The following is an 11,409-nucleotide window of genomic DNA, read 5'->3' on the forward strand; positions in this document are numbered from 1 at the left end:
TAACGCAACTAACTTATAAAACAAACATTATACGAAGGGAAATACTATGCCAGTAAAGAAAAAAGAGCGTACTGATAAATTATGTGGATTAACAGAAAAAGAGAAAGGTAAGTTTGATACTCTGAAGCAAGAAATAGAAAATCTAGGGAAAAAAAAAGTCCTTTATGTTCTGGAGAAGGACGAAAAATGAGAATAGCATTGCTGAAAAATTTAATGATGATACATTACAGAAAATTTTAACAACAAAAATACCTTATAGTGAAGAAGGGAGGAAAGGAGTATTTACGCTACCGTGTTATGCTATATCTCTTAAGAATAATCAAGCTTTTGAGACGTTTTTACAAGAAGCAGCAAAACGAAAATTTTTAAAAGATCTTCTGAATGACGAATTAACCGGAGGAATTCTGGGTGTTCAAAAAACAACCTACACGGTACTAGCATACTGTATTTCAGAGAAAAATAGCAAAGCTGTTAGGGCAGTTTTAGAAGTTTCTAAAGAAAACGGTATTTTGAAAGAAATCCTCGACCAGAAAATGATAAAAGAAAAAGCAAATAGCCAGAAGATAAGCTATACACTAATTGATTATGCTAATAAACAAAATTGTAAAGAAATTGTAGCAACTCTCAAGGAATTTAAAGAAAGTCTTAATATAGAAGTTAAACCTGTAAGTGGTAATGCTGAAACTAGCTGTGAAGATATCAATAAAGACTGTGAAGATCTTGAAATACATGAACCTATGCTTGCAAGCAGTGAAGAAGCTAAAAATATTTTAACAAAAGATGATATAGATCAGACACAAAGTTCCAGTATTTCTACAACCACTTTTACTGAAGTTGTGAAAAGAGATCAAACGCAATCGTGCTCTCATAGCAAATCTAGAAGTGCTGAGAACGGAAAATCATTAACAGAAATAAAGCATAAAAGAAAATTAATCAAAACTGATACAGAATCAAGAGAGAAGTTGACAGATAATTTAACATGGGAAAGTAAAGCTACAGCTCAATTGCGTGGAGATATTAATAAAGATAGCGAGCTAATATTTGAAACCAGTGAGAAAGCTCAAAATGCTTTAACAGAAGAAGAGCCTGATATCCCATCTCCAACTGAACTATATTTTGATAGTAAAGGAAATTCTGTAGACGAAAAATCATCAAAAAAGGCAATTCAACCAATTGTAGCTGGTGTTGTTGGTGCAGTGTTATTGGCAAGCGGTGTTGCATTGTATATCATGAAAATGCCTGTAATAGAAGCGGTTGTGGGAATAGCTGGATTGGTGTGTCTGAGCTTTGCGTTGTATAATGTGCTAAAGCCCAGCACAAAGCTAGAAAAAGTGGAAAGTGTGGAGCAGCCTATTCAGTCTTCTTTGAATCTAGCATAAAAGGCTATGCTCAAAAAATCATAAACAACAAGATAACTTCTTTAGAAGATTTCTTAAACTATTAACTAAGAATTACCTCCGTTAGTCCTGCTGCTATTTTTAACAATAACTTGACGTGTATAACCTATAGAAACATCCTCCCTTTTTTGCTTATATCAATTCATACAGTCCTTTTTCTTGGTATAGAGAGTTGAGATACCGATACATCTGTCACTTTTGTATTTATACTGCTTAACATATTTACAACTTCCGTACTTCCTCCTTCTCTAGCGAGATCTAAAGGCGTTTCACGTCCATTGTTTTTAGTATGAATGCTAGCTCCTTTGTCAATTAAAAACTTTACAGTTTCCAAATTACCATTAAAGGCAGCATAGTGTAGGAGTGTCCAACCCTCTTTATCAATATCATTAACCTTTCCTCCTCCTTTATTTAGAAGAAGTTCCATAATGCCTTTATATCCATCATCTTTACCATAATGAATTAAATCTATAGGCTTTTGACCATAAGCGTTTTCAGCACGAACATTAGCCCCATTAGCAACCAAAAGTTTTGCTATTTCCAACTCACCACCAAAGGCAGCATAGTGTAGAGGTGTCCAACCGCTGTTATTGGTATCGTTAACGCTTATCCCTTCATTTAAGAAAAACTCTACGATATTTTTGTTCCCTTTCTTAACAGCAATGTGTATAGCTTTTTTACTACTAATTTCTCTAGCATGAATATCAGCCCCATTTCTAATAAGCTCTTTAACCTTATCAAGGTTATTTTGTTCTACAGCATAAAATAGCTTGCTATTTAAATCTTTCTCTGCTGCAGTAAGTTTAGATGTGTGCATAAACCCTCCTAAAAATATTATTATTAAAATAAAAAAAATAAAGTAAAACCTTTTTGAAGCAGTAAAAACCATACCAACGTTTTTGTCTACAAAGCTTAGTACTATCCAATTTGTGCTCCATTTTTTCTTGTATATCGTACTTGATCTGCCCATTTACCATTTTGTAATTTTTCTTCCTGGACAATTCTTGAAGATGGAGCAGGCTTTTCGAAGTACCCACGTTCAATAGCATCATAAACTGAGTGATAACCAAGTGAGCAATTTTTTCCTATTTCTTCTCCACAATCTTTTAATTTTTTCAACATCCCTTGATCTCTTGCTTCTACCCTAATCCTGTTTTCATTTTGCTTATCAGAATACAATCTAACTTCTAATTCTCCAAAAGAGGTACAGAAAATCAATGCTATATTACTATTGGCTGTAAGGTCTGTGTAATGCCTTTTACCATTTTGCGTTATAATTTCCACCTCACTTTCACCAATCTTTACTATATTTCTTTCATATCCTGCATTTTCATGAGTTAACCATAAACTTCTCGCTCCATCGGTGATCTTTGCAATATCTATTTTGCTCTCCTCCGAATATTCTAAGTAAAGAGTAGTATTACCTATTGCTATATCATTCAATTTACTAGTGGTTGCACTTTTCGCAACTTTAATAAACCTATGGGCATCATTAATGTAACCTTCAAAAGCTTTTATCATATTGGCTTTGTGATCTTTGCATTCTAATCCCAGTTCATTAATTACATCAATGCTCTCTGGGCTACCAAACACTGCTCCTTTTGATACCAATTGACATATTATACCACTAGCAACCTTAGGATACTTTTCTAATTCACTAATTCTTTTTATCACATAATCTGTGAAACTATAACCTTCAAAAGGTGAAGGAACGGTGAAACGATAATTAAGTCGCACTCCAGACTTGATAGCTATCTTCACGAATTTTTCCAATTGATTTATGTCTTGAATTTCAGATAAAATACCTAAGGATCTACTTAGCTTTTCCTTCTGAGCTGGTATTATATTACCCCACAAAACCCCAGATTTAGGTAAGAATTTTTTCCTTTCATACGTGAACTCTTTTGCTCCCGCTTCCAAAAGTAATTTCTTTATTTCATCAGCAGCTTGAAAGCCGGAAAAAGCATTTTTTACATGTTCCAGCACTTCTGACTTTCCTGCTATGTCCCGAGTATTTAAAACTACTTTTAGGTCTTTATTATTCTTATGTTCATGTAAAAACTCCTCTAGATCTTCGAGAAACTGAAATAGAGTGAGTGTAACAATATAGCCTAAATTGCCTTCTTTGTAGCGATGTTCATTAAGTATATTATTTAATTCTTTTCGCAACTTTTTTTGATTGTCAGTAAAAAAACACCTTTCAACATGGTAATTATGATTATCAACTGCAGTTTGTTGTGGAGTTTTCCCTTGTCCATCACATATATTGGGGTCAGCATTTCCCCTTAAGAGAGAATATATATTTTTATCATAGCCCATAGCAGAAGCGCGATGCAAAGGTGTTTCTCCTTTATCATCCTGTATATTTGGACTGGCTCCTGCTTCTAAGAGTAAATTTATAGGTCGGTCTTCTTGACGGTAAGATGCACCTATATGAGCTCCCGCAATCGCATGCAATACTGTTGACCCAGATTCTCCTCTTTTGACATTTAGAACGGCTTTTAGATCTGGATTGCCTCTATTATTTTTTAAAAATTCTTCAAGCTCATCGACCTGACCATTATCATAATCAAAAAGAGCACCTTCATCATGCCATTCTAGATACTTTAAAACATTTAGTAACTCTATGTTTAACTTCTTTTGACTTTCTGTGAGATTATGATCTAAAGCGGACCAAACAGATACCTGTTTACTCAGTGAATATTTACTATCCATTAAAGACGGTGGACTATTATAACTTCGAAATGACGATATGGTTGATTGAGTATACCAAGAATCCCCCTGACTAAACATTTCATCTATGTCACTCTGTGAATGTCCTTGCTTTCGTAAAATTTCTAACCGATCATTAGATGGTGGAATCTGCAACAGATATTCTATAATCAACTCATATTGATCATCAAACGATCCGCCTATTTCTGACTGCCCTTGTCGAGTATTTGATTTCTCTTCTAGCTTTTTTAATAGCTCTTTTTTTTCGCTTATTTCTGCTCCACTAAAAACCTGCTCAGGCCTTGAAATATCTCTAGTTAACATACTCCCCCCATTCTACAAAGATATTATGTACATCACATAGCACAAATAAAAACTAATGCAAGAATAATTTTTCTAACTTTGATATTTTTTAGAGATCTGTGTTTTCTTTCCTTCTATACCCATTCTAACTTCATAAACTTCACTGACATTGTGAACCTGCTATTTGGTTCTTTTTAGCTATATAACAAGCTACCCTGCAAAATTTTTGTCAGAGTCCCAATTTCCTTGTGTCATTACTGCTCCTTCTAAAAAAACACTTTTATTATGAAAATTTTTCTTTCTTCTTCTCTTGGGTAAGGTCAATTTTTTCCTACCATGAACCCACAGTTTGCTCAATGATCCTATTAGAGAGAAAGAGCCTGATCAATTACTCTTGTTACCCTTGGTTCACTTAATTGACACCCATGCTTAAATGCAATTACTCCTAACTTAGGAACATCATCTCTCTTTTCAACATTTTTTAAATCTACAAAGTTTTTCAGAGTTATTCCTCCATTTCCTAGCTTTTCTTTAAAATCATCCCTGTGAACAACTTTAAAAAAGTTTTCTATACCAGCAAATGTCATTGTTTTTATATCACATTTATAATGTGCTGATAAAGCATCAATTAGCGGCTTATGATTGTGCAGAAAAATTTCTTTTTTCACTTCATTAGCTTTATTAATTAAAATATGAGCGTATTCTGGATATTGCTCTTTTAGGTTATCGTGATTATCAATCTGATTCTGTATGTCTGCATTCCTTTCCCACACACTAATTAGTTCATTAATATCACTTTTTTTCAAAAAGGAATGTAGTTCCTGACTTTCTTTTTCAATCTTTTTGACTTCTTTTTTACAGTTTTGAAGATGTTGTGGATAACTACTGTGTAGATCGTGCAAATCACCTATCAATCTATTCTTTTCTTCTAAGTTCTTTTGACTAACATACAGATCAGCAGCTTCTAGTTTTGTTACGTAATTTATTAGAGCTTTCACTGTATCTATATGGCCATTTCGATCAGCAAAACGCAGAGGTGTATCTCCATTACTATTCACTGCATTAACATCTGCCCCTTTTTCTATTAGAAGTTTTACTATCTCTTCATGGCCATAAGCTGTATGTAATGGAGTACCGTCACTATTTCTTGCGTTAACATTAGCACCTCCTTGTATTAGAGCTTTCACTATATCTATATGGCCATCTCGAGCAGCAAAACGCAGAGGTGCATCTCCATACTTATTCACTGCATTAACATCTGCCCCTTTTTCTATTAGAGCATTTACTACCTCTATACCACCTTTGCTAGCAGCCCAATGTAAAGGAGTCCTTCCCTGTCTATCTTTTGCATTAATCTCTGCTTTTTTGTCTATTAGAGTATTTACTACCTTTCCGCTAGCAGCATAATGTAAAGGAGTCCTTTCCTGATTATCTTTTGCATTAATCTCTGCTTTTCCTTTTATTAGAGCTTTTACTGCACTTGTACGATCAATTAGAGCAGCCCAATGTAAAGGAGCCCTTCCCTGATTATCTTTTGCATTAATCTCTGCTTTTCCTTTTATTAGACCATTTACTACATTTATATGACCAACTTTAACAGCCCAATGTAAAGGAGCCATTCCCTGATTATCTTTTGCATTAATCTCTGCTTTTCCTTTTATTAAAGCTCCTACTACTTTAATGTTTAATAGTTTGTCTAGGAAAGACTCTATAATATTTTTGCATGCTTTAATATATATAGGTTCCTCACTTCCGGTTTCTCTAGCATGAATATCATCCCCCTACATTTGAGCATTTACTACCTTTGTATAACTTCCGGTAGCAGCCAAATGTAAAGGAGTCCATCCCTGTTCATCTTGTGCATCAACATTTTTTCCTCCTTTTATTAGATCATTTATTTTACCTACATTGCCATTTTTAACAGCATAATGTAAAGAAGTCCATCCCTGTCTATTTCTTGGTACGTTAACTAAGTCCTTCATATTGTTACTAATATTGTTACCATCTGAGTTAAGTAAAGCAAGAGTTAAAGCCTTACCGCCAGCTAAGAACTCTACTAAGCCATTTGGACCTTGGCCACCAATATTACCATCTAAGTTAATTTTAGTATAACCTAAAAGCTTACTGTTAGCTAAGGCCTCTACACCTTTGTCACCAATATTGTTACCATCTAAGTTAATTTTAGTACAACCTAAAAGCTTACTGTTAGCTAAGGCCTCTGCACCTTCGTCACCAATATTGTTACCACTTAAGTTAAGTGAAGTAAGATTTGAAAGATTCCCATTAGCTAAGGCCTCTGCACCTCCGTCACCAATATTGTTAGACTGTAAGTTAAGTGAAGTAAGATTTGAAAGATTACCATCAGCTAAGGCCTCTGCACCTCCGTCACCAATATTGTTAGACTGTAAGTTAAGTGAAGTAAGATTTGAAAGATTACCATCAGCTAAGGCCTCTGCACCTTCGTCACCAATATTGTTACCACTTAAGTTAAGTGAAGTAAGATTTGAAAGATTCCCATTAGCTAAGGCCTCTGCACCTCCGTCACCAATATTGTTAGACTGTAAGTTAAGTGAAGTAAGATTTGAAAGATTACCATCAGCTAAGGCCTCTGCACCTCCGTCACCAATATTGTTAGACTGTAAGTTAAGTGAAGTAAGATTTGAAAGATTACCATCAGCTAAGGCCTCTGCACCTCCGTCACCAATATTGTTAGACTGTAAGTTAAGTGAAGTAAGATTTGAAAGATTACCGTCAGCTAAGGCCTCTGCACCTCCGTCACTAATTTTGTTAAACTGTAAGTCAAGTGAAGTAAGATTTAAAAGATTATCTTTAGCTAAGTTCTCTGCACCTCTGTCACCAATATTGTTACTACTTAAGTTAAGTAAAGTAAGATGTGAAAGATTCCCACCAGCTAAGACCTCTGCATCTGTGTCATCAATATTGCAATACCGTAAAGAAAGCTTTGTAATGTATGTCCTACTCCGTAAAAAGATTACCAATTCGCTTGTATTTATTGTGGTGTGAGATAATGCTAAAGCGTCACCTTCGACATATTGAGAAAAGTCCATTTTACCCTCCATATTAATACTATCATGTAACATATAAACATTACATAATAAACATGCTAATGCTAACGCTATCATAAGACAGCTAAACTATAAGTCAACCACTTTTTTAAAAAATATTTTCAATAAAAATGTAAGCCAATTAGCATCACAAAAAATCTAATTATTGACTTTTTCTAAAAACATAAAATAGTACGTATATTTGTGAGAGCTTTTTACGTAAAAGGGGTGTTTCAAAAATAAAAGCGTAAAATTGTTACAACAAAGTTAGGCAAATCAGTTCGTACCTAAATGTGGCAAAAGTAGGCTAAAATAGCTGACTTCGCGATATAGTAAAATTATTATAAATAAAAGTTCGCACGGATCTAGCGGTAGAGCAAGCCATCCCAAGAAAAACACTTCTCACCGCGCTTGGTTTTGAACGCTGGAAATAGTTATTTTACTTGAGATTTTAATAATATATTTTGTTGAATTAATATTGATTTACTTGCGGAAGAATAATTAAGACAAGCTCATGACGAAACAAAATTTAAAATAAATAAAATATCATGTATTGAGCCTATTAAGAGGCTTGTATCAAAAGTTATTCAAGCCTAAAAAATTTTTCTAAAATAGTGATTGACAAAATTTAGAGATAGGATATCTTGCCTAAAATAGTATTAAATTACTGTAGTGTATGTTAGGTGTACCAGTTTTCATGTTTTTCCATTCATAGAGGGGTAATTATGCTGCGTTCAGATATTCCAAAAGTTTTGTTTTCGTCTATTAAAGATGATGATCCCTATAGAGCATCTAAGCTTTTTCAAATTGAACGTTGGTGCTATGCGAATTGGGATTTGCACAAAATGGCTGGTAAAAAGAGACACAATTTTCTTGCGCAGGTGTTATCTAATGAGGATTGTTGGAAAAAAGTAGATAATTTACATCAAGTTAAACTTGATAGGCAGGTGATAGGTAAAAAGCTGATAATGCCAGGCAGTCCCTTTAGTAACCCTAGCTATGAAATTGCCTGTAGGTGCTGCTTAGAGGAAGATATTATTGCTTTATTTGAGGAAAGAAAAAAAAGATTATCAGCTCAAGGTAAAAGTAGTCTGTTGGAGTATGGTCACTTAGTTAAATCTTTAACAAGCGACCTTTTAACAGGTTTTTGGTCACATTTTGTTAGCGGTTACATCTCTAAACTAAATCTAGATGGTCGTCATCCATATGAATATGGACTTAAATGTGCTATAGATTTGAAACAAGCGGAAGCAGTAGAATTCTTCTGGAATAAAATAAAGTCATTACCTGAAGATGAAATGGGCTCACAGAAAAAGGATGAAATCTTCATGAAGACAGCAGTGTATGCAGCAGGTAGTCGTTGTAATAGTTATCCTGAAATATTCGAGTTTTGTTTTAGTCAAATAAGTCCTGATAAATATCCAGAACTTCTAAAAAGAGACTTAGCTGAAAATGGTTATTATGGTAGTTTGAGTACACTACAGGGTGCACTTCGCTTTGATAAATTTCAGGAATTATTTGATTGTTTAAAGCCAAATGATGTTCCAGAAGATGATTATAATATCTGGTTAGACATGGAAATCAAAAAACATTCAGAGCCTTATGTAAGTGAAAGTGTAAAGCTTTTTATGCATATGTGGATGAAGGAAGGATTTGATAGCCATCGTGCTTTAGTGATAAGAGAGGAACTAGAGGATAAATCACCTCTTTTCTGTACAGTTTTATTAACACCTTTAGTAGAAAAGGGCTGTATGGAACCAGTATGGGCGTTATTAAATAAAGCTAATTCTGATCAGGTTAAAGAGTTTATGTGTTCTAAACAGGCAGGCTACATACGATCTATATTGGAAAAAAGGGATGCTGATTCATTGAATAAGTTTCTAGCATATAGAAAGTCTACAGATGAAGAGTTCACTAGCTTAACTGAAGTTGAATTAAGCAAAGCATGTGAGCAATTAGGGTTAGGCAATTAAGGTATTATAAGGCAATTCTATAAAGTAGGTGGTGGTTTCTTGTTACTACTTTAGCTTCTGTCAAAAAGATGTTGCATTGTAATACAAATGTTATATACACAAGTCAGCATGTAGGCAAAAATAGCTTTTATTATTGATATCTCTGATGGTTATACAATAAGCTTGGTATAGTGGGTTTAGTATAATATAATGAAGGGGGTTTATGTTAGTGCAATATATAGAGCAAGCTAGAGAATTTTCTCAACTTAAGCGTTATCGGAGATCTGATGTTGATTCCGAAAGTGGAAGTCAGGTTAAGAGAATCGATGTTCCAGGAGACGGTAGTTGCTTGTTTTGGTCTGTTACTATGGCTTACTTAATACCTGTCAGAAACGACGATGCTTTATTTCGACAAAGGTATGAAGTACTATTTGGAAATGAAGGAGCTGTAATTCAAAATTTAGATCGTATTAGGAATTTGGTAAGGAATTTAAGTACTGCCAATTATGATGATACATTTGCAAACTTAGTAAGAAATGTGTTTCGCAATCGAGTAGTTGATCATATAAGTTCTCATGAAAGCGAGTTTAGAAATTTTGTTGAAGGTGAAAGTGGACTAAGTTTCAAAGATTACTTAGAAAACATGAGAAAACTTAATACTTGGGGAGGTGAACCTGAAATAAGAGCAATGAGTGGAATGCTTAGCGCAACGATTAGTGTTTCTGGTGAAGTTGAGACTCAATATGGTAATGGGGATATTCAAATACAATTATTTCATGTTGGTGCACCAGGTAAACGAAACCATTATAATTTTGGTCTTGAAAGGAATATTATTGATAATGATAAAGAGCTTGCAAAAGGCTTAAAAAGAGTCATGGGTAAAGTAAGACCACAAGACTTTGAGTTAATACAGTTATTGATAGAGGAAGCAGATAAAGAAGTTGGTATAAGCCGGCAAGATGAGGATTTTAAATCTTTTGAACCGAGATTTCAGTCATTTGTGGATCAGATTCCATCTTATTTACACTCTGTAGAAAAAGCAGGGTTTTTTACACACTTCTTCCTAGGTAGTTTTTCTACTTTGTTGGATACAGAGATGGCAAAAAAGCTAGACATCAAGGAGATTTATTTTAGCTTTGACGGTGCAAAGACTTTGAAGGTAGCTATTATAAAAAATGGTGAAATGAAGAGTCAAAAAGATGTGATCGATAAAGTAAAATTATTTGTTATATCAGAAAGTGGTTCTCATTCTTACACTCAAGAGTTTGATCAAGGTGAATTGAAGGAGGTATTAGGCAAGCTTTACTCTCTTATTGAAAATAACCTAGATAAAATTAAAGTTAAATCAATAAAAATCATTAAAGATGCCGGTCATCAGGGAGAAATAGTTGTTGATGTGAAAGATAAAGGAGTAGACATAGAACATAATTCTGAAGTTCAATTTAAAAAAGTGAGAAAAGGGTTATGGAGGGATCCCGAAGTCGATATAGCGAAGCTAGCTATTTCCAATCAGCGAACAGTTAAAGCATCTTTAAGGAGAATTCTTGATAAGATTTACACAATTCACTCCGAATATGCAGACTCACTAATCTATGCTAGCAGAGCACGTGAAGCAGCACATCATGGATTTATGGTAGGCGTTTTCATGAATTTCCACTATAGGTATAATCTTAGAGTTTATCCAGAGCAATTTGCAGGAAGGGGTTATGCAGATATTATCCTGCTAGCTCGTGGTCCTGATCGTGCATTAAACTCTATTCCCATTATTATTGAATTAAAAGCAGGGGCAGGTCCTAATGCCACTCCAGATAAGGCTTTGCAACAAGCAGAGAGGTATGCACAAGGCTTCCAACCAAATGTTATGCGGGTTTTAACCACTGCGGACGAAATTTTTTATGTGTTGGTGTCAATCTTGATAGTTCATCTCCTATTTCTAATATCGGAGGGTCGAGCCGTGAGGGGAGAGTAATTCCTCTTTTT

Annotated in this window: 8 protein-coding genes; 4 read left to right on the plus strand and 4 right to left on the minus strand. The window is 34.4% G+C overall.

Annotated elements, in window-relative coordinates:
* Positions 1-46 precede the first annotated feature (46 nt).
* Both ACQH2O_RS03240 and ACQH2O_RS03245 read left to right on the plus strand, forming a co-directional pair.
* The gene (locus ACQH2O_RS03240; protein WP_010962488.1) at positions 47-190 is read left to right on the plus strand and encodes a hypothetical protein; all 144 of its coding nucleotides are present in this window, start codon (positions 47-49) and stop codon (positions 188-190) included.
* Positions 165-1,379: a WD_0033/WD_0034 family tandem repeat-containing protein gene (locus ACQH2O_RS03245; protein ID WP_425385303.1), complete on the plus strand. Its 1,215-nt coding sequence runs from the start codon at positions 165-167 to the stop codon at positions 1,377-1,379. The genes ACQH2O_RS03240 and ACQH2O_RS03245 overlap by 26 nt, the downstream gene beginning before the upstream one ends.
* A 160-nt stretch (positions 1,380-1,539) precedes the next feature.
* On the opposite strand, the gene ACQH2O_RS03250 is transcribed toward ACQH2O_RS03245, so the two are convergent.
* The 4 genes from ACQH2O_RS03250 to ACQH2O_RS03265 all read right to left on the minus strand — a co-directional run bounded on the left by ACQH2O_RS03250 (position 1,540) and on the right by ACQH2O_RS03265 (position 7,480).
* Positions 1,540-2,214, minus strand: a complete 675-nt coding sequence (locus ACQH2O_RS03250) for an ankyrin repeat domain-containing protein (protein ID WP_244226857.1) — start codon at positions 2,212-2,214, stop codon at positions 1,540-1,542.
* A 101-nt stretch (positions 2,215-2,315) separates the two neighbouring features.
* Entirely contained in the window at positions 2,316-4,433 is a 2,118-nt protein-coding gene (locus ACQH2O_RS03255) for an ankyrin repeat domain-containing protein (protein WP_425385304.1), read from the minus strand.
* Positions 4,434-4,777: 344 nt separating this feature from the next.
* Positions 4,778-6,031 carry an ankyrin repeat domain-containing protein gene (locus ACQH2O_RS03260; RefSeq protein WP_425385305.1) on the minus strand — a complete coding sequence of 418 codons (1,254 nt, stop codon included), beginning with the start codon at positions 6,029-6,031 and terminating at the stop codon, positions 4,778-4,780.
* Positions 6,032-6,193: 162 nt separating this feature from the next.
* Positions 6,194-7,480: an ankyrin repeat domain-containing protein gene (locus tag ACQH2O_RS03265; protein WP_425385306.1), complete on the minus strand. Its 1,287-nt coding sequence runs from the start codon at positions 7,478-7,480 to the stop codon at positions 6,194-6,196.
* A gap of 722 nt (positions 7,481-8,202) precedes the next feature.
* On the opposite strand from ACQH2O_RS03265, the gene ACQH2O_RS03270 reads away from it, so the two are divergent.
* Positions 8,203-9,450 carry a hypothetical protein gene (locus ACQH2O_RS03270; protein ID WP_425385307.1) on the plus strand — a complete coding sequence of 416 codons (1,248 nt, stop codon included), beginning with the start codon at positions 8,203-8,205 and terminating at the stop codon, positions 9,448-9,450.
* Between the two features lie 202 nt (positions 9,451-9,652).
* On the plus strand, positions 9,653-11,398 hold the full coding sequence (locus ACQH2O_RS03275) for an OTU domain-containing protein (protein ID WP_425385308.1): 1,746 nt from the start codon (positions 9,653-9,655) through the stop codon (positions 11,396-11,398).
* Positions 11,399-11,409 lie beyond the last annotated feature (11 nt).

It is taken from the genome of Wolbachia endosymbiont (group B) of Schoenobius gigantella, from assembly GCF_964031005.1.
Lineage (GTDB): Bacteria > Pseudomonadota > Alphaproteobacteria > Rickettsiales > Anaplasmataceae > Wolbachia > Wolbachia pipientis.